20 protein-coding genes are annotated in these 20,723 nt (G+C 64.3%); 7 read left to right on the top strand and 13 right to left on the bottom strand.

The window, feature by feature from the left end:
• Window positions 1–11: 11 nt before the first annotated feature.
• The 6 genes from ACS13N_RS24055 to ACS13N_RS24030 form a co-directional block, all read right to left on the bottom strand.
• Window positions 12–335 (bottom strand): P-II family nitrogen regulator, encoded by a 324-nt coding sequence (locus ACS13N_RS24055; protein WP_438934100.1) that lies wholly within the window; start codon window positions 333–335, stop codon window positions 12–14.
• The gene (locus tag ACS13N_RS24050) at window positions 332–3,490 is read right to left on the bottom strand and encodes an efflux RND transporter permease subunit (protein WP_438934099.1); all 3,159 of its coding nucleotides are present in this window, start codon (window positions 3,488–3,490) and stop codon (window positions 332–334) included. The genes ACS13N_RS24055 and ACS13N_RS24050 overlap by 4 nt, the downstream gene beginning before the upstream one ends.
• Window positions 3,487–4,659: an efflux RND transporter periplasmic adaptor subunit gene (locus ACS13N_RS24045; protein WP_438934098.1), complete on the bottom strand. Its 1,173-nt coding sequence runs from the start codon at window positions 4,657–4,659 to the stop codon at window positions 3,487–3,489. Before ACS13N_RS24045 ends, ACS13N_RS24050 begins: the two co-directional genes overlap by 4 nt.
• Before the next feature lie 41 nt (window positions 4,660–4,700).
• Entirely contained in the window at window positions 4,701–6,071 is a 1,371-nt protein-coding gene (locus tag ACS13N_RS24040) for a TolC family protein (RefSeq protein ID WP_438934097.1), read from the bottom strand.
• Window positions 6,072–6,186: 115 nt separating this feature from the next.
• On the bottom strand, window positions 6,187–6,714 hold the full coding sequence (locus tag ACS13N_RS24035) for a hypothetical protein (RefSeq protein WP_438934096.1): 528 nt from the start codon (window positions 6,712–6,714) through the stop codon (window positions 6,187–6,189).
• Window positions 6,715–6,779: 65 nt separating this feature from the next.
• Window positions 6,780–7,172 (bottom strand): winged helix-turn-helix transcriptional regulator, encoded by a 393-nt coding sequence (locus tag ACS13N_RS24030; protein WP_438934481.1) that lies wholly within the window; start codon window positions 7,170–7,172, stop codon window positions 6,780–6,782.
• A gap of 129 nt (window positions 7,173–7,301) precedes the next feature.
• Between ACS13N_RS24030 and ACS13N_RS24025 the strand changes: the two genes are divergently transcribed.
• From ACS13N_RS24025 to ACS13N_RS24010, 4 genes are all read left to right on the top strand, one after another.
• Complete coding sequence (locus ACS13N_RS24025; RefSeq protein ID WP_438934095.1) at window positions 7,302–7,631, top strand: DMT family transporter; 330 nt, start codon at window positions 7,302–7,304, stop codon at window positions 7,629–7,631.
• 21 nt (window positions 7,632–7,652) lie between these two features.
• On the top strand, window positions 7,653–8,297 hold the full coding sequence (locus tag ACS13N_RS24020; RefSeq protein WP_438934094.1) for an FMN-dependent NADH-azoreductase: 645 nt from the start codon (window positions 7,653–7,655) through the stop codon (window positions 8,295–8,297).
• Window positions 8,298–8,369: 72 nt separating this feature from the next.
• Window positions 8,370–8,807 carry an Rrf2 family transcriptional regulator gene (locus ACS13N_RS24015; protein WP_438934093.1) on the top strand — a complete coding sequence of 146 codons (438 nt, stop codon included), beginning with the start codon at window positions 8,370–8,372 and terminating at the stop codon, window positions 8,805–8,807.
• 80 nt (window positions 8,808–8,887) lie between these two features.
• Window positions 8,888–9,499 (top strand): NAD(P)-dependent oxidoreductase, encoded by a 612-nt coding sequence (locus ACS13N_RS24010; protein ID WP_438934092.1) that lies wholly within the window; start codon window positions 8,888–8,890, stop codon window positions 9,497–9,499.
• Here ACS13N_RS24010 and ACS13N_RS24005 read toward each other — a convergent pair whose 3' ends face one another.
• Genes ACS13N_RS24005 through ACS13N_RS23995 form a run of 3 tightly spaced genes read right to left on the bottom strand, consistent with a single transcriptional unit; the run spans window position 9,500 to window position 12,232 of the window.
• On the bottom strand, window positions 9,500–10,120 hold the full coding sequence (locus tag ACS13N_RS24005) for a hypothetical protein (RefSeq protein ID WP_438934091.1): 621 nt from the start codon (window positions 10,118–10,120) through the stop codon (window positions 9,500–9,502).
• The gene (locus tag ACS13N_RS24000) at window positions 10,080–11,570 is read right to left on the bottom strand and encodes an ATP-binding protein (protein ID WP_438934090.1); all 1,491 of its coding nucleotides are present in this window, start codon (window positions 11,568–11,570) and stop codon (window positions 10,080–10,082) included. The genes ACS13N_RS24005 and ACS13N_RS24000 overlap by 41 nt, the downstream gene beginning before the upstream one ends.
• Window positions 11,567–12,232 carry a response regulator gene (locus tag ACS13N_RS23995; RefSeq protein ID WP_021193639.1) on the bottom strand — a complete coding sequence of 222 codons (666 nt, stop codon included), beginning with the start codon at window positions 12,230–12,232 and terminating at the stop codon, window positions 11,567–11,569. The genes ACS13N_RS24000 and ACS13N_RS23995 overlap by 4 nt, the downstream gene beginning before the upstream one ends.
• A 240-nt stretch (window positions 12,233–12,472) precedes the next feature.
• On the opposite strand from ACS13N_RS23995, the gene ACS13N_RS23990 reads away from it, so the two are divergent.
• The 3 genes from ACS13N_RS23990 (at window position 12,473) to ACS13N_RS23980 (ending at window position 16,216) form a co-directional block, all read left to right on the top strand.
• Complete coding sequence (locus tag ACS13N_RS23990) at window positions 12,473–13,798, top strand: Nramp family divalent metal transporter (RefSeq protein WP_438934089.1); 1,326 nt, start codon at window positions 12,473–12,475, stop codon at window positions 13,796–13,798.
• Window positions 13,799–14,006: 208 nt separating this feature from the next.
• Window positions 14,007–15,023: a diguanylate cyclase gene (locus tag ACS13N_RS23985; RefSeq protein ID WP_438934480.1), complete on the top strand. Its 1,017-nt coding sequence runs from the start codon at window positions 14,007–14,009 to the stop codon at window positions 15,021–15,023.
• A gap of 59 nt (window positions 15,024–15,082) precedes the next feature.
• On the top strand, window positions 15,083–16,216 hold the full coding sequence (locus ACS13N_RS23980) for a mechanosensitive ion channel family protein (RefSeq protein ID WP_438934479.1): 1,134 nt from the start codon (window positions 15,083–15,085) through the stop codon (window positions 16,214–16,216).
• On the opposite strand, the gene ACS13N_RS23975 is transcribed toward ACS13N_RS23980, so the two are convergent.
• From ACS13N_RS23975 to wecB, 4 genes are read right to left on the bottom strand one after another with little or no spacing between them, the layout of a single operon-like run.
• Complete coding sequence (locus ACS13N_RS23975; RefSeq protein WP_438934088.1) at window positions 16,206–17,105, bottom strand: hypothetical protein; 900 nt, start codon at window positions 17,103–17,105, stop codon at window positions 16,206–16,208. The two genes, ACS13N_RS23980 and ACS13N_RS23975, sit on opposite strands and share 11 nt — an antisense overlap.
• Window positions 17,106–17,107: 2 nt before the next feature.
• Window positions 17,108–18,820: a DUF2334 domain-containing protein gene (locus ACS13N_RS23970; protein WP_438934087.1), complete on the bottom strand. Its 1,713-nt coding sequence runs from the start codon at window positions 18,818–18,820 to the stop codon at window positions 17,108–17,110.
• 14 nt (window positions 18,821–18,834) lie between these two features.
• Window positions 18,835–19,287 (bottom strand): hypothetical protein, encoded by a 453-nt coding sequence (locus tag ACS13N_RS23965; protein WP_438934086.1) that lies wholly within the window; start codon window positions 19,285–19,287, stop codon window positions 18,835–18,837.
• Between the two features lie 9 nt (window positions 19,288–19,296).
• Window positions 19,297–20,556 carry a non-hydrolyzing UDP-N-acetylglucosamine 2-epimerase gene (gene wecB / locus ACS13N_RS23960; protein WP_438934085.1) on the bottom strand — a complete coding sequence of 420 codons (1,260 nt, stop codon included), beginning with the start codon at window positions 20,554–20,556 and terminating at the stop codon, window positions 19,297–19,299.
• Window positions 20,557–20,723 lie beyond the last annotated feature (167 nt).

Here is a 20,723-nt window from a genome sequence, read left to right as displayed (position 1 = left end):
TTACACCCGCATCAACCCGTGCGATGCAGAAAGGTGGCCTGCACTACGTCGGTCATCCAGATGGCGCTGTCGCCGGTCTGACCGTGTTCGAGCACCTTGACGGCAGCATCGAACAGCATGCTTGCCAGCGCATCCGACACCACCAGCTCGATACGCAAGCGCGGCACGAACTCCGTCAGGTCTTCCTTGATGGAATGTGCACTGGCTTGCGAAGTCACCGGCGGGTAGCCGTTCACCTCGCCCACCGTCATGCCCGGAAACCCCGGGCAACTGCGCAGCGCCTCATGCAAGCGCTCCAGCAATTGCGGGCGCACTACGATGCGGATTTCCTTCATGCCTTCGACTCCTCATCAAACCACTTGTACAGCGTGGGCAGCATCACCAGCGTGAGCAGCGTGCAGGTCAGCAGACCGCCGATCACCACGATGGCCAGCGGCCGCTGCACTTCCGAACCCGGCCCCGTGGCAAACAGGAACGGGATCAAACCCAGCATGGCCACCGTGGCGGTCATCATCACCGGGCGGAAGCGCATGCGCGAACCCAGCCGCACCGACTCCTCTACCGACATGCCCTGTTCGCGCAAACTGCGGATCGTGCTGACCAGCACCACGCCGTTGAGCACCGCGATACCCCATAGCGCCACGAAGCCCACGGAGGCCGGCACGGAGAGGTATTCCCCAGTGACAAACAACCCGATGATCCCGCCCACGGAGGCGAACGGCAGCACCAAGATGATCAGCGTGGCGTAGCGCACCGAGTTGAACAGCAGGAACAGCAGGAAGAAGATGGCGGCCACCGTAATCGGCACGATCACCTTCAGGTGGCCCATGGCGCGTTCCATGTTCTGGAACTGGCCGCCCCACTCCAGGTAATAGCCTTCGGGCAGCTTCACCTTCTGCGCCACAGCACCTTGCAGCTCGGCGACGAAACCGCCCAGATCGCGGTCACGCACGTTCACGCCCACCACCACGCGGCGCTTGCCCAGCTCGCGGCTGATCTGTGCGGGGCCATCGGTCACCTCGATGCGGGCGATGCTCTCCATCGGCACCTGTGCGCCGTTGGGTGCCGCCACGATCAGGTTGCGGATGGCCTCTACGCTGCCACGGTAGGTCTCAGGCAGGCGCACCACCGCGCTGAAGCGGCGCTCGCCTTCGAAGATTTCCGTGGCTTCCTTGCCGCCGATGGCGGTTTCAATCACGTTGTGCACATCGGCCGCATTCAGGCCGTGGCGCGCGATGGCCTGGCGATCAATGGCGATCTGCAGGTACTGCTGGCCGGTGATGCGCTCCACGCGCATGTCCTGCGCGCCCTGAATGCCCTGCGCCACCTTGGCAATCGCCTCGGCCTTCTCGCGCAGTACGTTCAAGTCGTCGCCAAACACCTTGATGGCCACGTCCGAACGCACGCCGGTCACCATCTCATCCACGCGGTCAGAGATCGGCTGAGCCATGACGATCTGCACGCCGGGCAGCACCTGCAGCGCCTTGCGCATCGCCTCGGCAATGTCGTCCTGGTTCCAGTCCTTCGGCCACTCATCGCGGGGCTTGAGCGAGACGATCGGGGTCGATTCGTTCTGGCCCTGCGGGTCGGCTGGAGATTCGCCACGGCCCACACCAGACACGGCGGACTTCACACCCGGCACCTGCATCACCAGGCGCATGGCTTCCATCTCCATGCGGATCGACTCTTCCAGCGAGATGTTCGGTGCGCGGTTGATACCGGGCACCACCGAGCCTTCCTTCATCTCGGGGATGAACGCCGTGCCCAGGAACGGCATCAGCGCGCCGGTGGCAAGGAACACCGCCACGGCCACGATGACCGTTTTTCGACCGTTGTTGAGACTCAACTCCAGCAGCCGCAGATACGGCTTCTTCATCTTGCGAATCAACCACGTGTCGTGCGCGTCGTGCTCTGCGTGCTTGTCGTGTGGATGGGCGCTGTGCTCGCCTTCGACAGGCTTATGCGCCTTCGGCTTGAGCAGGTACGACGACAACACCGGCGTGAGCGTGAGCGACAACACCAGCGAGAAGAACAGCGCAATCGCAATCGTGAAGGCCAGCGGCGCGAACATCTTGCCTTCCATGCCCTCCAGCGTCATCAGCGGCAGGAACACCAGGATGATGATGCCCACGCCAAAGATCACGGGTGTGGCCACTTCCGTCACCGCGTGCAGGATGATGCGTAGGCGGCTTTCGTTCGGGTCACGCGGCTTAGCGAGATGCGCGAACGCGTTCTCCACCACCACCACCGAGCCGTCCACCATCAAGCCAATGGCGATCGCCAGCCCACCCAGCGACATCAGGTTGGCGGAGATACCGAGCTTGTTCATCGCAATGAATGTCAGCAGCGGCGTGAGGATCAGCGTGCCGACCACGATGAGCGATGAGCGAATGTCGCCCAGGAACAGCAGCAGCACGATCACCACCAGCACCACGCCTTCGGCCAGCACCTTGATGACGGTCTGCAAGGCAGAATCCACAAGGTCCGAACGTTCGTAGTACGGCACGATCTTCAGGCCGTCGGGCAGCATGCCGTTGTCGTTGATGGCCTTCACGCGATCCTGGATGCGGGCGACGACTTCCTTGGCGTTGCCGCCACGCATCATCATGACCACGCCACCAACGGATTCCGTCACACCGTTCTTGACCACCGCACCGGCGCGCACCGCCGTGCCGATCTTCACCTCCGCCACATCGCGGATGTTCAGCGGCGTGCCGTTGACCTCCTTGAGCACGATGGCGCCGATGTCGTTGGTGTCACGCACCAGACCCACACCGCGGATCAGGTACTGCTCTGCAAAGTGCGGCAGCACACCACCACCCGAGTTGGCGTTGTTGGCCGCCAGCGCCTCGAACACCTGCTTGACCGTCACGTTGTGATGGCGCAAACGCTCAGGGTTGACCAGCACCTGGTACTGCTTCTCGTAGCCGCCCTGCGAGTTGATTTCCGCCACGCCCGGAATGGAGCGCAGCAGCGGACGCACCACCCAGTCCTGCGCGATGCGGCGCTGGGTGAGCTCCTCGACGGAGAGTTCCTTGTCGCCATCGTCAGGCTTGTCGAGCGTGTACTGATACACCTCGCCCAAGCCGGTGGACACGGGCCCCAGCACCGGCGTCACGCCCGTGGGCATGCGTGACTGCACCTCGATCAACCGCTCCATCACGAGCTGGCGCGCGAAGTACACATCCGTCTCGTCCGTAAAGACAAGCGTGATGAGCGACAGCCCCGGCTTGTTGAGCGAGCGCATCTCGGTCAGCGCCGGTAGGCCCGTCATGGCCATCTCCACCGGCACAGTCACAAAGCGCTCGACCTCTTCCGGCGAGCGGCCCGGTGCCTCGGTGGCGATCTGCACCTGCACGTTGGTCACGTCCGGAAACGCGTCCAGCGACAGCTTGCGTGCGGCGTCTAACCCAAAGAACAGCAGCACGGCAGCCACCACGGCCACCACGAGCCGCTGCTTGAGCGCGCCACGAATCAATGCGTCGATCATGCACCCTCCATCTCGGCGCGCTTGCGCTCATTGTTCAGGTGGAAGCTGCCTTCAACGACGATGGGCTGGCCGGCTTGCACACCGGAGACCACGGGGCGCACGCCGTTGGATTCATCACCCAGCTTGACGGGCGTGAGGCGGTAGTCGCTGCCCTTGTCGCTCGCGCGCACAAACACGTAGTCGCGGTTGTCTTCGCGCACCACGGCGGAAGTCGGCACGACCACGCGCTCTTCGGGGCGCGACTGGATCAGCAGCGTCGCCAGCATCGACGGCTTGAGCGTGCGCTCGGCGTTGTCGACTTCCGTGCGTACCGTGACCGTGCGCGATTGCGGATCCACAATGTCGGACACCCAGATCAGCTTGCCGACCATACGTTCACCCGCGCCGGTGTCGATCTCCACCGACTGGCCCGCACGCACACCGGCAGCGGCATTCTCGGGCACCTCGCCCACCACCCACACGCGTGACAAGTCCGCCACGGTGAACAGCTCGTCGGCCGGCTGCACCACCTGGCCGCGCGTCACCTTGCGCTCGACCACCGTGCCGCTGATGCTCGCCACCACGGGTGAGATCGACGACATGCCGCCCGTACGCATCTTCGCCAGCGTGGCGGGCGATACACCCATGACGCGCAACTGGTCGACTGCGGCACGCACTTCGGCATCGGCCATGGCCAGTTCGCTTTGGCGCTTCTGCAGCTCGGCCGAGCCGATCACGTCTGCGGCCAGCAGCAGCTTGGCGCGTTCCAGCGCGCGCGCCTGCAAGTCACGCTGCGCGGCGGCCTTCTGATAAGCCAATTGCGCAGCGCCCAGCTCGGTGCTGTGCAGTTGCGCGAGGATGTCGCCCGCCTTGACGCTCTGGCCTGGCGTGGCGACCAGCTCCGTCACACGACCGGTGACCGTGGCGCCGATGCGCGCAACGCGCTGTTCGTCAAAGGCGATCTGCCCAGGCACGCGCAGGCGCTCGGAGATTGGCTGCTTGCCGACCTGCGCCACCTTCAGGCGTTGCACCAACATCGGTTGTGCGACCACGAGGTTCGGGTCGGCGGCTTGCTGTGTGGCCTTGGCATCGCTGGCGGCATCCTTGCCGCAGGCACCAAGCAGCAGCATGGCGGCCATGGCCACACCGGCCAGCCGGATCGAAGGAGAGAAAGAAGAACGTCGGTTCATGGTCAGGCTGGATTCTTGGGTTCGGTAAGCGGGGGGCTGGCTCATTGAGCCTCCGGGCGCAGGCGGTCGAGCTCAACGGCGGCGGTGCGCAAGTCGGCACGCGCGGCAATCAGGTCGTTGCGTGCCTGGCGGAAGACGCGCTGGGCGTCGAGAAAATCGAGAATGCCGCGCTCGCCATGGCGGTAGGCGGCCTCGGCCACGCGCAGGGCAGATTCGGCTTGCTTGACCACGCCAGACTCCAGCGCGCTGACTTGGGACTCGGCAATCTCGTATTGGCGATAAGCGGACTCCACCGCCTGGCGTGTTTGCAATTCGCGATCACGCAGCACGGCGCGGGCGCGTTCGAGCCCTGCCACCGCTTCGCCCACCGGGCCTTCGCGCCGGTCGAACAACGGAATCGACATCACCACGCCCACGCGGCTGTCCTGCAGATCAGGGGCGCGATCCACCGTGCCGCGCAGTGCGAGCGACGGCCAGCGCTGGCTGCGCTCGTGCGCCAGGCGCGCCTCGCCTTCACGCACGGCGGCCCGGTCGGCTTCGAGATCGGGGTGGGTTTCCACCACCATGCTGACCAGATCTGCCAGTGGCGGCAGGTGCGCGACCGACGGGGCGTCGGCGCCGGCATCCACGTCAAAGGTCTGCGGCAGGTCGGCGCCGACGGCGCGGCGCAGGTCGGCCAGCGACTGCAGCACACGCAATGCGGCTGCCTGCTCGGTGCGTTGTGCGTTGAGCAGTTCAGCATCGCCACGGATCAGTTCGTAGCGCGGGGCCTCGCCGGTTTCCACACGCACGGCGACGCGGCGGCGGATCTGCTCGACCAGGGTCACGTCTTCGCGCGCGTTGCGTTGCTCGGCCTCGCGGCGGACCACGTCGTAGAAGCGCAGCTTGAGCTGGGCCTCCACGTCGCGCGCTTGCGATCGTGCGGTGGCCTGCGAGCCTTCGTAGGCGGCATCGGCGGCTTGCGTGCGGGCGGCGCGCTGCCACGGCAGATCGAGCTTCTGCGTGACCGACACGCTATTGGTGCGGCCTTCCGCCGCACCGGGCATGCGGGCACGCTGGCGGCCGGTCATGGCTTCAACCTCGGGGTTGGGCCAGGCGCGCGCGGTGGTCGTGCCGGCCTGTGCAGCACGCACCTGAGCCTGCGATGCAGCGAGCGCCGGATGGTTGGCGCGCGCCAGGTCCAGCAACTGCGGCAGCGTGTAGCGCGGCAGGGGAAGCGCTTCGTCACGTGGCGCAGTGGGAGTGCTCACAGGCGTCTTGGCCTGCGAGGGCGCAGCAGAGGCTGCGGGGGCTGCGAGAGCGGAAGCCGCCGAAGCCGACAACACGGTCAGCACAGCGGCAAGAAGCAAGCGTTGCGACGCACGCGCGCCCGCAGCGGGGCACGGTCGGGCCGCGTCCTGGTTGGACAACATCCGGATCATCCTGAAAAAGAAGAACAGCCAAGCGCGGGCACCCTGCCCGTCAAAGACAAGGCAGGTGCCGCACTACGAACTCAAGGGCGTGGCTTCCGGCAAGCGCCGGAGGAGATCAGACGTGCGCGGGCGGGCGCAGCATGGGTGCCGGCACAGGGCCGGCCTGGAATGGCGGAAGTGCAACGCGGACGCGCGCGACACGCAGGCCGGGCGCGAGCGTCATGGGAGGCGGCGGCAGCCAGAGTTCCGGCGCGTCGCTGGGGTGGTCGGGGGCAGCGGCGTTGCTGGAGGGGGCATCGGGTGCGGTGTGCGCCTGCGCCACCCAGTGCTCCACGCTGAAGCACTGGCCGGGCTGCTTGTCCAGCTTGCCGAGCGCCACCTTGATGGCGCGCTCGAGGCCCTTGCTGGACTGGGCAACCGGCTGCACGTCGTCCAACGCATCGTCGACGACGGCCTCGATAGCTTCCAGCGCATCGTCAGCAGCTTGCCCATCGGGGAAATGCGTGGCCGAGAACACCGTGACGGTAAACAGCAGGCACCAGATCGTGACGATCCACCGTACACCACGCGCGCGCGACAGCACGCCACGCGCGTGGGCGCGAGACTGCGTCGGCGAGGCGAAGTGAAGATTTGGCACAAACATGGGCCCCGAATACTAGCAGGAGAACTACCGCATCTGCACATAACTTCCGGCAGAACGCACGGATGTCACTCGGAATCGACCTGCGCGGCGCGAATCCGTTCCATTTCCTGCCAATGCGTCTTCACCCAATCGTCCAGGCCCATGAGCGTGCGGTTGAGCGATTCACCCAGGGGGCTCAGGCGGTATTCCACGTGCGGGGGCACGCTGTCGTAGATGGTGCGCAGGACGAGGCCGTTGGCTTCCAGCTCGCGCAGCGTTTGCGTGAGCATCTTCTGTGAGATGCCGTCGCCTACGCGGCGCAGCAACTCGTTGTTGCGCACGGGGCCGTTTTCCAGCGCGGGGAAGATGCGCAGCGCCCACTTGCTCGCCACCAGCTCCAGGGCGCGTGTCGATGGGCAGGCCTCCACCTCGATGGCGTGTTCCGCGCCCTTCGCATGGGCTTGCTGAGCATCGGGAATAGCCTTGTTGGCCGTCACGGTTACCTCCGGGTGCGTACTTGTTGGCGTGTGACCGTACCCCTAATCTGGCCCCACTGCAACGCGCCGCTGGCCACTCCGGCCAGGCCGCCCGCATGAACCGGAGGTGATATGCAACAAGCCGCTTGGCTATGGCTGTTGGCCGCGGGTGCCGTGGAAATCGCCATGGCGATCTCGCTCAAATTTGCGCAAGGGTGGACGCGCCCTATCCCCAGCGTGCTCGGCATCGCCACGGCGCTGGCCAGCGTGTTTCTGCTCACGCATGCCATGCGCGGCCTGCCCGCCGGCACCGCCTATGCGATCTGGACGGGCATCGGCTCGGTGGGCGTCACGCTGCTGGGCATCCTCGTCTTTGGCGAGAGCGTGCAGCCGGCACGCCTGGCTTGCATCGGGCTGGTGATTGCCGGCACTGTTGGCCTCAACTTCTTCAACGCAGCATGAAGCTGCATCAGGAGCCCCCTCATGACCCGCCTGCTCTATATCGAGGCATCGCCAATGAAGGCGCTGTCGCACTCCATCGACGTGGCCCGGCAGTTTCTCAACGGCTATCGCGCCGCCCATCCTGACCACGAGATCGACACGATCGACTTGTGGAGCCCTGACCTCGACCTGCCCGAGTTTGATGCCAACATGATCGGCGCCAAGTTTGCGGTGCTGCGCACGCAAGACGCCACGCCAGAACAACGCACGCAATGGCAACGTGCCGTAGCGCTGTCGCAGCGTTTCAACGCGGCCGACCACTATCTGTTCTCTGTGCCGATGTGGAATTTTGGCGTGCCCTATCGGCTCAAGCATTTCATTGATGTGGTGACGCTGCCCGGGCAGAACTGGAACTGGTCACCCGCTACGGGCTATCAGGCGCTGCTCTCTGGCAAGAAGGCCGCGCTCGTCTATGCCAGTGCTGGTGCGTATGCCGCGCACTCCGAAGGTGCGAGCGAATCGCCGGACGATTTTCAGAAACCCTATCTGCGCCGCTGGCTGCGCTTCATCGGCATTGAAGACGTGACGGAGATCAGCGCGGCACCCACACTGACCACGCCCGATGCACTGGCAGCAACCAAGGCGAGTGCAAAAATCAGGGCGTCGACATCGGCGGCTGCCTTCTGAATCGCTCGGCGGCGGACGGGGTTGACTGCATGCACAAGTGTATCTACACTGGTTACACTTTATTCGCCCACCATGTCTACCAGCAGCCGCTTCGCCGTCGCCGTGCATATCCTGACCCTGCTTGCCAGTGCGGAAGGGCCGGTGCCGTCGTCGCTCATTGCGGGTAGCGTGGGTACCAACCCGGCGTTGATCCGCCGTCTGGTTGCACAGTTGGCCGAAGCCGGCTTCGTTAGCTCGCAGATGGGCGCAACGGGCGGCGCAACGCTGGCGCAGCCGGCAGATCGCATCACGCTGCTCGACGTGTTTCGTGTGGTGGAGTCGTCCGTACTGATCGCACTGCCGCCCAATGCACCCAATCCGGCGTGCAATGTGGGCCGCGAGATCACCAGCGTGCTGGAGCGCGTGACTGAACGTGCGCAAGCCGCCATGGAAGCCGAGTTGGCCGCGCAAACTATCGCGGGCATGCTGGAAGAAGTTGGATATGCGCAAAAGCGTCGCCGCCGGGCCTAGTGCTCCGGTATTTTTTTATCGCTATATGTAACTGCATCAATTACATATCACCTTACAACTACTCAACAAGGAGTTGAACCATGAAGATTGCAATCATTGGCGCCACCGGGCGCGTGGGCACCCGCCTGATCGACGAAGCACTGCGCCGTGGTCACCAGGTGACGGCTATTGCGCGCACGGCATCCAAGCTGCCGGCACGTGCGGGCCTGACTGCCAAGGATGTGGATGTGGCCGACCAGGCTGCGCTCGCGGCCGCGTTGGCGGGCAACGATGTGGCTTACAGCACCGTGCGCTTCCTGCAGGCCAATGCAGACCAGATCGTTGGCGCAGTGAAGAAGGCCGGTGTACCGCGTCTGCTGGTGGTGGGTGGCGCCGGCAGCCTGGAGGTGGCACCGGGCGTGGCGCTGATCGATACGCCGCAATTCCCCAAGGAGTACTTTGCCGAAGCCTCGGCAGGCCGTGATTTCCTCAACGCGCTGCGCACGGAAACGGAGCTGAACTGGACGTTCGTGTCGCCGTCGGCCATCTTCGAGCCGGGCGAGCGCACGGGCCATTTCCGCGTCGGCAAGGACACGTTGCTGGTGGACGCCAACGGCAAGCCCTGGATCTCGATGGAAGACTACGCAATCGCCTTCCTTGATGAGACGGAAACGCCGGCACACCCGCGCCAGCGCTTCACGGTCGGCTACTGATCAACGGCAGGTGGACGGCACCGCCAGCGCCTTCTCGAAGGGGTCGCGGCGCAGGCTCGGGTCCTGCGCGTTCAGGCAGTAGGCGCTGCCGCCCACCTCCACGCGTGCCTGCCGGCGGCCGGCGGCGCCCCGCGCCTCCTGAATCGCTCCCGCAGCGTGCGGCGTGGATGCAGCATCCGGCCCGAATGCGTGGCCGGTGCCGCGCGCTGCACTACCTGCAAGATTGTTTTCTGCCTGGGACCGTGTGCGCGATGGCGGCGCCACCGGCGCGCTGAGGTCGAGCGTACGGGCCTCAACGGCCTCGGCGTTGGCCGGCGCAACAGGCACCGATTCCGGTGCTTTGTCCAAATGGATGTTGGAAGGCTGCGTTAAAACCGGCGTCGTGGCCCGCGAGCGGCGGGCTGGTTTCTGAGCAAGCGGCAAAGGCGCCGGTGCTGGCTGGATGTCGATACTGAGCAGCCGCCCTTGCAGCAGCGACTCATCACGCTCGGCGGGCACCGGATGTTCTCGCCACCACGCCAGCAGTGCCAGATGCCCCAGCACCACGAGTGCCAGGACGATCCATCTTGAGCTGTGCCAGTCAGTGGCTGGCCGTATCGACCATGCCGGGCGGAGCATCATCCGGTTCAATCGGTTCAGGCGCGCTGTCCAGCGCCGGTAGACGAATCACCACCGCGCAGCCCTTGCCGCCCAGCCCATCCTCGATGACCACTGAGCCGTTGCCCAGCTCCACAATGCGGCGCACGATCGCCAGGCCCAAACCACTCCCTTGCGACTGGCTGTCGCGCGGACGGTAGAACCGTTCGAACACACGCTCGCGCTCGTCGGGGGGGATACCGGGGCCGGTGTCTTCAATGCGCAGTTCGACCATCGCCACCGTTGCGCCCTGGATGCCTTGCTCAACGCGCTTGACCACCACGCGCACCTCGCCACCTTTGGGCGTTTCGCGCACGGCGTTGTCGAGCACGTTCTCAACCAGCGTGGCGGCATCTTCATGCGACACCGATACCCACGCCTGATTGGCGCCTTCATACGACAGCGTGACGTTGCGACGCTCCGCACGTGAGGCCTGCTGAATCACGCCACTGCGTGCGCAGCCGGCCAGATCAGACAGCGCGCCTTGCGCCAGTTGGGCTTCCACACGACGTGCATCGAGCCGCGCGATGGCCAGCAACTTCGCCAGCGATTGCGTCGCCCGCGAAATACCGCGATCAAACTCGCGCAACGCGGTGGAGCGATCGTCCTCGCTGTCGGAATGCGAGACGACATACGCCTGTGCCTGGATGGCCGCCAGCGGCGTACGCAATTCGTGTGCAGCATCGGCAAAGAAACGGCGGTCCGCCTCGATGCCGCGTCGCACGCGCGCGAACAGATCGTTCAGTGCTTCCACCAGCGGTTTCAGCTCAGCGTGCTCGACGCTCTGCACGGGGTCCAGATCCGCTGAGTCGCGCGATTCAACCTGGCGCGTAAGCGTACGCAGCGGCTTGAGACCCACGTGTGCCGCCCAGCCCACCATCACCATCAGCGCGGTGGCAAGAATGGCCAGCGCAACCGCCACTTCCTGAAAGAGATCGCGAATGGCGCGTTCGTACGCAGACAGCGGCTGCGCCACGGTGGCCGTGAGCTTGCCGTCGACACTGTCCACCGTGTAGCTGCGCCACGGCTTGCCCTCGAGCATGATCTCGACCACGGTGTCGTGCGCCTTGCCGCATGGCATGGTGGGCGCGCCGGGAAAGGCCGTAATGACCTGGCCGGCACGATCGCACAGCACGTAGCGGAATTCGCCGGGGAGGATGTTGGGCAGCGAGAGGCCCAGCTTGATGTCGGTGAGGCGGCGCAGGAATTCCTCCCGGCGCGGCACATCATCCATGTTGAGCGTGGTGAGGTCGGCATAGGCCTGCGCTGACATGCGCAGGTCGCTCACCACCTGGCGGCTGTTGGTGCGGGAGATTTCCAAATGCGCGATCACCAGTTGCACCAGCAGCATCAGCACCAGCGCCAGCAGGATCAGCACATACAGGCGAAACGACAGCGACCGGACCCGCAGGATCGCTGGGACCGCCAGCCTCACCGGTTGCCCCCGATCATGTAGCCCACGCCGCGGATGGTCTGGATGGTCTCGTTGCCGAGCTTGCGGCGCAGGTGGTGGATGACGACTTCGAGCGCGTTGGCGCTGACGCTATCGCCTTCACGGTAGAGGGCGTCCATGAGCGTCTCGCGCGGGACCCAGCGATGGGCGCGGCGCACGAGTTCAAGCAGCAACTGGTATTCGCGCGGGGTGAGCTCGATGATCTGCCCATCTTGCGTCACGCGCTTTTGCGAAGGCTCGACCACCAGAGCGCCGACGCTCCACTGGTTGGTGCTCTGCCCAGCATGGCGGCGCAGCACGGCACGCAAGCGGGCAACCAGCTCATCCACGGGGAACGGTTTGACGAGGAAGTCGTCCGCACCGGAGTCCAGGCCCTTGAGGCGTTCGGACAGCGCATCGCGCGCGCTGGCAATGATGACCGGCACATCGCTGTGCGCGGCACGCAATTCTTCGAGGAAGGTATGGCCTTCACCATCGGGCAAGCCGAGGTCGAGCACGATGGCCTCGAACGTGTTGGTGGTGATCCATTTCTGCGCGTCAACCAGGCGGCGTACCCAGGTCGCGTTATAGCCGGCCTGACGCAGCGCGCGGGCCAGTGCGGTGCCCAACGGCAGGTCGTCTTCGATGAGGAGGATGGCGTTCATGCGAGTGAGTCTTGGCGGGTCGACGGTAAACGGACAACCGGCACCTGGGAAACAGGCGCCGGCAAAGCTGGAAATCTACCCCAACGGACTGAGATTTGCCTTAAATCTGCCGCGGCAATATGCCTCACACATCACCTTAAAGCGGCACCGGCAGCCAATATCCGCACGCGCTGCAGCACTTGGCTATCATAAGGCCGTATCGATTGATTTCCTCTTCGCCCTCCCATTCCCGGCCGCGCCATGTTCCGCCTGCCCGCCCTGCCCACCACTGCCACCGCGCCGTTCTGCCCCTCCGAAGTACGTGGCACCGTGGCCGTCCCGCCCGGCCTGCCGTTGTGGAAGAAGCTGCTGCGCTTTGCCGGGCCGGGGCTGCTCGTCTCGGTCGGCTACATGGACCCGGGCAACTGGGCGACCGACATCGAGGCCGGCTCGCGCTACGGTTATTCGCTGCTGTTTGTGGTGCTGCTCTCCAGCCTGGCGGCGATGGTATTGCAGTGTCTGTCGGCGCGGCTGGGCATTGTCACAGGCAAGGATCTGGCGCGCGCCTCGCGAGACCGCTACCAGCCCGGGGCCGTACGCGTGCAATGGCTGCTGGCCGAGCTGTCGATCATCGCGTGCGATCTGGCGGAAGTGTTGGGCTGTGCGCTGGCGTTCCACCTGCTGCTGGGCGTGCCGATTCTGGGCGGCGTGGCACTCACCGCGTTGGACACGCTGATCGTGCTGGGCCTGAAGGGCAAGAACTTTCGCCAGCTTGAAGCCATCGTGCTGGGGCTGATCCTCACCATCGGGCTGTGCTACTTCGTGGAGCTGGTGCTCATCAAACCGCACTGGCCGTCGGTAGCGGCCGGGTTGATGCCGTCGTGGCAAAGCGTGAGCGAGCGCGAGCCGCTGTACCTGGCCATCGGCATCCTCGGCGCGACGATCATGCCGCACAACCTATACCTGCATTCGTCCATCGTGCAGACGCGCATGACAGCCAGCACGGAAGCCGCCAAGCGCGAGGCGGTGGGCTTATTGCGGCTCGATACCATCCTCTCACTCTCGCTGGCGCTGCTGGTGAATGGCGCCATCCTGGTGCTGGCTGCCGCCGCGTTTCATGCCAACGGCCATCAGGATGTGGCCGACATCCAGGATGCACATCGCCTGCTCGAACCCATCGTCGGCACGGCGGTGGCCGGAGTGCTGTTTGGCATCGCACTGCTGGCGGCGGGGCAAAGCTCCACCTTCACGGGCACCATCGCCGGGCAGATCCTGATGGAGGGTTTTCTGGACCTGCGCATCCCCTGCTGGCAGCGGCGCCTGATCACGCGTGCGCTGGCGTTGATCCCGGCCTTCATCGGCGTGGCCATGCTGGGCGATCACGCCATCGGCAAGCTGTTGGTGATCAGCCAGGTGGTGCTGGGCTTTCAGTTGCCGTTTGCGATGTTTCCGCTGATTCGCATGACGGATGACCGCAAGCTGATGGGCGTGTTTGTTAACAACCGATTAACGTCCGTACTGGCGTGGGGTTTATTCGTCGTCATCAGCGTCGCCAACCTGTGGCTGGTGTGGCAGGTGCTAGGCTGAGGGACTCCCCCCACTAAAAATCCGCGCACGGCATGCCACGCCGCCATTAGAATGCGCGCTTTGTTGCGCAATTCGGCCCCGCCCGCGCTCGCATCATCCAGCCGCGCCAGAAGGCCACACCCGCCCTGTCTTGAGCGCGAATTTGCCTACCGCCTCCGCCCTGCCCGACGCACGCACGCCTTCTCGCGACTATCAAGCGCGCCATTTCGTGCCGATGATTCTCGCGCTGAGCAAATGCGGTGTGCTGGGTTACGGCTTTGCCATCGTGCTGGGCTGGGCAGCAGGCGTGATCCATACGCTTGCACCACTGCTGGCGTTGCTCGCGGTGCTGACGGCCATCGTGGTGATTGCGCAGCGGCATCGCCATACCGGTTTGTGGGGCCCCCTGGCACTTGCCCACCTGCTTGCAGAAGAGATCGCCATCATCGTCTTCGGTCATCAGGCGGGGCTTGAATGGGTGCTGCCCGCGTTCTACCTGATGCCGCTCGCGACCAGCCCTGCATGGCTCACGCGGCGAGACTTCAGCATTGCCATGACGCTTTGTGCTGCCGGGCCGATCATCGCCGTGCTCATGGCCGATGCACCCGCGGCCACCATTCACCGCGCATGGCTGGGCATCGCGCTGTACCTGCCGATCTGCATTGCCGCTGCGGCGGTCATGCACCGCTACCTGCTGCGCGCGATGGCGCGCCACTTTGCTGCAGAAATCAATCTGGCCGACCGCGCCAACACCGACCACCTGACCGGCATGCTCGCGCGCCAGCGCTTCTTCGAACTGGGCAGCTTTGCCGTGGAACGCGCCCAGCATCATGCCGAACCGCTGTGCGCGCTGTACCTGGACGTCGACCACTTCAAGGCCATCAACGACGCATGGGGCCATGCCGCCGGCGATGAGGCGCTGGTCTCGCTGTCCGACGCACTGGCCGATGTGCTGCGCCCGAACGACCTCTTCGGCCGGCTGGGCGGCGACGAATTTGCCGTGTTGCTACCCGGCTGCAGTTTGACCGATGCGCTGGCCGTGGTGGAACGCCTGAAGGCCGCCGTGGGCGCCAGCGCAACGCCGGTCGGCCCGCTGACGATCAGCGTGGGCGCCGCACCGCTGCGCCCGAAGCAGGACCTTGCCAAGCTGCTGGCCGATGCCGACATCGGGTTGATGGAAGCCAAGCGTCAAGGACGCAACCGCGTGTGCGTACCAACCGACCTGCAAGCTGACCTGCCGCAGTGACGCGGGCACATTTTGTGCGACGCGACATCCCGTGACTTTGCTCGGAGATGTCTATGGCCATGGAGTGGCTCAACGTCCATACCTTCCTGCGCATACCGGCGCGTGACTGGGCCGCCGCTGCGCTCACGGTGGTGGCCACGTATGTGGTGCTGGTGAGTGTGCTGCGCCTGATCGGCAATCGACTGGAGGTGCGTGCGCGCCGCACCGGATATCGCTTCGACACACTGGCCGCGGCCGTGCTGCGCGATACGCATCCGCTGTTCATCGGGCTGGCGGCGTTGCTGGCCGGCTCGTACTTCATCGAGCTGCCCACGCGCCTGGCCAACAAACTGGACCACATCTGGTTCGTCATCATCGGGTTCCAGATTGCGCTATGGCTCAACCGTGGCGTGAAGCTGTGGGCACGTGACAAGCTATCCGCGCAAACCCAAACGACACGCAACCCGGTCATCACATCGATGATGGCGTGGGTGTTGCGCTTTGCACTGTGGTCGATGCTGCTGCTGGCCATCCTCGCCAATGTAGGCGTGAACGTCACCGCCTTCGTCGCCAGCCTGGGGGTGGGTGGTGTGGCCGTCGCACTGGCGGTGCAGAACATCCTGAGCGATCTGTTTGCCTCGCTCGCCATCGGGCTGGACAAGCCGTTCGAGATTGGTGACTTCATCGTCTTCGAATCGATTGCCGGCACGGTACAGCACGTGGGGCTCAAAACCACACGCATCCGCAGTCTCTCGGGCGAAGAGATCGTGACGTCCAACACGTCACTGCTCAAGAGCACCATCCACAATTACAAACGGATGCAGGAACGACGCATCGTATTTACGTTCGGGGTGACGTACGACGCGCGCGCCGCACAGTTGCAGAAGATTCCGGACATCGTGCGCCACGCCGTGGAGACCGCTGGCGACACACGCTTTGATCGTGCACACTTCAAGGAGTTTGGCGAGAACGCGCTGAACTTCGAGGTGGTGTACTTCGTGACCAGCCCCGACTTCAATCTCTACATGGACATCCAGCAGCGCATCAACCTGGCGATCCTGGAAGAGTTGCAGAACCTTGGTGCAGCGTTCGCACTGCCCACGCGCACCATCCAGCTGGTACGACGCCATGGTGAGCCCGTCGAGCCCGACGGGGCGACGGGCGGAAAGCCGCCAGGAGGCCTGCAGTACCCGAACACACGGGCTAGGGCGTAGGCGCACGAAGTGGTGCGACAGGCATGGACTGAAAGGCCGCATCCATGCTGCGCCATAGCGGCCGCGTGCGCGGCACCATGTCTTGCCGGAAGTACCACCAGAAGTAGCCGCCCGCGAATCGCGGATGCGCAATCGACAGGCCGTAATAGTGCGCGATCAACGCGCCCTTGCGCGCTGCAAGGCGTGTACCGACCTCGCCAAAGCCGAGCACGGCATGCGGAAACAGTTGCCCCAGACGGTCGAATACGGCACGCCAATCAGGTGGCGCGATCTTGCAATCGTCTTCGTAAAAACTGATGAAGACGTAGTCCAGGCCGTTGCGCAGGTCAGGCGGCAAGTTGCGTTCAGACCAGTCAAACATGGCGTGTGAGGGGGCTTCAGAACAGCCCTCGTTGTAATAGAGCGTGAGCGCCGTTCGGCCGCCACGTTGCTTGATGACGGCATAGGCGGCCAGCGTCTTGTCGACGACGTCGCGCGTGCGGCCGGCCCACTCGCCGTTGATCTCGTTGCCAATCTCCCAGAGGTCGACGTTGTGGCCCAGCGTGTCGAAATAGGTGGTGGCGCGCTCGCGCATCTGCGGGACGTCGTATTGCTTGAGCGTGGATGAATCGACCAACTCACCCATCACGTAGGCCACGCGCCGGATGGCGGCGACGGACGCGGCGTAGTCCGGCGCGTTCATCCCCTCATCAAAGACGATGCGCACCGTGGGCGTGCGCGAGAGGTGCGAGAGCGCGTCGACCACGGCGGACACGTTGTCCACCGCATCAACCGTGACCCCATATAACGGCACAGGGCCGGCAGGCATTGCTCCCACCGGCCCCGCGGCCTCTGTGGATGCGCCCAACACCAGCATTGCTGCTGCCAGGATCAAGCGCATCCGCTGCATGGCTACTGCGCCGTGCTGGCATTCGCCCAGGTATAGCCCAGTGCGGTGATGCCGGTGATGATGGTCTGGAAGTCGGCGTAGCCGGGTGTACCAAGGTCCGGCTCCAGCCAGAACGGATGGAAGAAGAACGAGGCAAAGCCGTCGCGCACCATGAGTGCGTAGGTCGCGTTGGTCAGGATGTCCTGCGCGGTGTATGTCAGGCAGGACGACGGGTCGATATTGCAGATGTTGTATTCCACATTGCCAAGGTTTTCCGGAATCACGCGCTGGTTGTAATAATCCTTCTGAATGATGTAGGGGAAGAACTGGCCAACGGAAAAATCATGTCCGACGGTAGTCGAGTTCAACGTCTGCGGGTTATCCGACGTGTAATACACCATGCGCTGGTAGGTGTTCTTGAAGTACTGCGGCACCGCCTTGATGGCCTGCGGAGAGGATTGGTAGTGCGGTGCCTCCCACGCAAAGGGCACGTAGCCATTGAGTTGGAGTTCCAGCAAACCCGCCGACAATCGCCCTGCCGCCCATTGCGTTGAGTCCTCGTTCACCGGGCGGTTCTGCGTGGCGAGCCAGAACTCGAAGTCGTTCGCGCTGACCGCGTTGATGAGGTTCGGAATGTTGCTGTACTGGTGCGTGTAACCGTGCATCAGGAGCTTGCCGCCACGTGCCAACGCATGATTCAGCGCCGACTTGAGCCCCGTTGCATTGACCAGGTGAATGGTCTGCGACACACCGCCGTTGTAAACGCCATTCGGGTCCTTGTACAGCGGAATGGTCGCAAGCGAGAACGGAATCTTCTTGCTGTACAGGTAGTCCGAGAGCGTGTTGATGGATGTCACGGTATTGGTGGCGTTGAGGTCCTCCAGACGGACCAGCGCACGGTGCAGCGTTGGCGCGTTGGTGCCCAGGATGTCATGCAACATGTCGCACACAACCAGATAGCGATCACGTGGGCCGATGTACGAGAACGGCATGTCTGCCACGTACCAGAAGTTGCCGGAGCGGATGATGTATGGCGCAGTTTCCTGCGTGACCGAGTTGGTGATTGTCACCACGCTGCTGGCCTTGGTGGCATCGGCCACGGACGTTACGCCAATATCCGGATCAGCGCTAATGACACCCGTCGTGGCATTAAAGGCGTAGTACTTGGTCATGCTCTGGTTCTTGTAGGCCACCGTATCGAAGAATCCGGGGTTCGGAGCGCTGGCCGACGGCGTAGCATTCATGCCGCGCAGGCCGACAAAATTGATGCCATAGCGCGCGGTGAACGGATATGCCGTGTTCCATGCCAGTTCCCACAGGTTGTACTTGAACCAGACAACGGTCTTCTGGGTCGTGCTGACATCCGACAGGAAGGCTGCCGGTATGGGGTTGGCGTAGTAGGCCCCCACGTAGAACGTGGCGGTGTACTGCTCGGTCATGCCAGCCGTGTAGTTCTGCACCGGCATCATGGTGATGGTGGTATTGAAGTGTGCAAGCAGGTTGTACAGCATGATCGCGTACGCCTTGCCCAGGTTGGTGTACTGGTCGTTGGGCGGCGCGTCGTACAGCACCAGCATCGGGGCTGGCGCACTGGTTGTCGTTCCGCCAACCGTCACGCAGATGGGGCCAAGCCCGATCGTGCAGGTGGCTGCCTGCGCAGGCCCGGGCAACGAGATGCCTATGAGGCCGCCCGCAAAGACCAATGCGCAGAGGAACTTGCGAAACATAGATTTCATGATGGCTCTCCGACTCATGGGCGATACACCGAGCCGTCCGCTTGGCGGTAGAGCCCGAGGTTGAAGTTGGGACCACGGTCGTGGCCACGTTCCGTACCGGTTGGCTCGTTCTCTGGCATACCGGGACGGATTTCGGTAACGCCGGGCGGGCGCGGCGGCGGAACCACCTGCCCGTTTTCATCCATCACGCCATAGCCGTAGGCGCGCCCGCCCCCGGTTACCGGCTTGTGTGTTGCGACGGCCACGACAGCCGGCTGCGCGGGCTGCCCAACCATGACGGTGCCTTCGGAGGAGGCTGGCGCAGGCTTCTTCTTGTCTGCGTCCGAGCCGGGATTGCGCTGGTCTGCGCCGCCGACAATCACAGCGGGAACCCCCGCATTGCCGGCCCATGGTGGTGCCACCACCAGCCATCCCGCGATCAGGGCGGAGGCCAGCAAGATGCCTCCCCCGATTCGTTTCGCTTTCATCCAAGCCTCCTAGCCATTCAGGCGTTGCACGGGCGCGGCCCCAAGCGCCGTGGCGCGTGCCGCTTCCAGATTGATGATCTCGGCCTCGGTGGCCGGCTTGCGAACGAGTTGCGGCCCGCGCGTCGCCATCTGGGCGGGTGCGTTGAAGGCAGCCTTCAATGCCTCGACGATGCGACGGCATGCCTGACCGTCGCCATACGGGTTGTGGGCCTGCGCCATGCGTTGGTATTCGTTGGCGTTATGCAGAAGCATTTCGGCTTCATCCACGATGCGCTGCGTATCGGTGCCGACCAGGCGTGCCGTGCCTGAAGCGATGGCCTCGGGGCGCTCGGTGGTGTCACGCGTGACAAGCACTGGCTTGCCCAGCGCGGGCGCTTCTTCCTGAATGCCGCCGGAATCGGTGACGATCAGGTAAGCGCGGTCCATCAGATAGACGAAGGGCAGGTAGTCTTGCGGCGCGATCAGGTGAACGTTGTCGTGGCCCGCCAGGATGGCGTTGACTGGCCGCTGCACGTTGGGGTTCAGGTGCACCGGATAGACGATCTGCACATCCGGATGGCGCGCCGCCAGCAGGCGTAGCGCCACACAGAAATTCTCGAACGGCTCGCCAAAGTTCTCGCGCCGGTGGCCAGTCACCAGAATCATCCGCCGCCCGGCTTCCAGGAACGGATAGCGCGCGGCCATCTCCGCCGACAGCGCAGCATCCGCATCCAGCTGCCATTTCACAGACAGCAGCGCATCAATGACGGTGTTGCCGGTAAGCGTGACCCGGCTCGGGGCGACGCCTTCATCCAGCAGGTTCTGGCGCGCTTCGGCCGTCGGGGCAAAGTGCCACGTGGTGACGGAATCGGTCACGCGGCGGTTGAGTTCTTCGGGCCAGGGAGACCAGATGTTGCCCGTGCGCAATCCTGCTTCGACATGCCCGACAGGAATGCGCCGGTAGAACGCGGCCAGGCTGGCGGCCAGTGTGGTGGTGGTGTCGCCGTGCACGAGCACCGCGTCGGGTTGGAAGGCGTCCAGCACGCCGTCGATGCCGCCGAGCACGCTGGAGGTGATGCCGGACAACGTCTGCCCAGGCTGCATCAGATTCAGGTCAAACTCCGGCACGATGCCGAAGAGTTGCAGGACCTGGTCGAGCATCTGCCGGTGCTGCGCGCTCACGCATACCACTGAGGTGAAGCCTGCCTCGGCTTGCAATGCCTTCACCAGCGGCGCCATCTTGATGGCCTCCGGGCGCGTGCCGAACACTGTCAAAATCTTCCCGGTCATTTTGCTCTCCCCATGTCGTCTGCATCGGCTGGTGGCTCCAAAGCGCGACGACGAACGCGTCGCTTCTGACGCCGGCGCAGACTTCACCACAGAGCGAAGGCCGTGCCATGCGTCATGCCTGGTCCTGCCGTGGCGCTACGACGCCATCGCGCGCGCGCCGATGCGAA

This window comes from Ralstonia sp. 24A2 (genome assembly GCF_051783885.1).
Lineage (GTDB): Bacteria > Pseudomonadota > Gammaproteobacteria > Burkholderiales > Burkholderiaceae > Ralstonia.
The sequence above is the reverse complement of the archived record's forward strand: the minus strand, read 5'-3'. Positions and strand labels throughout refer to the sequence as shown.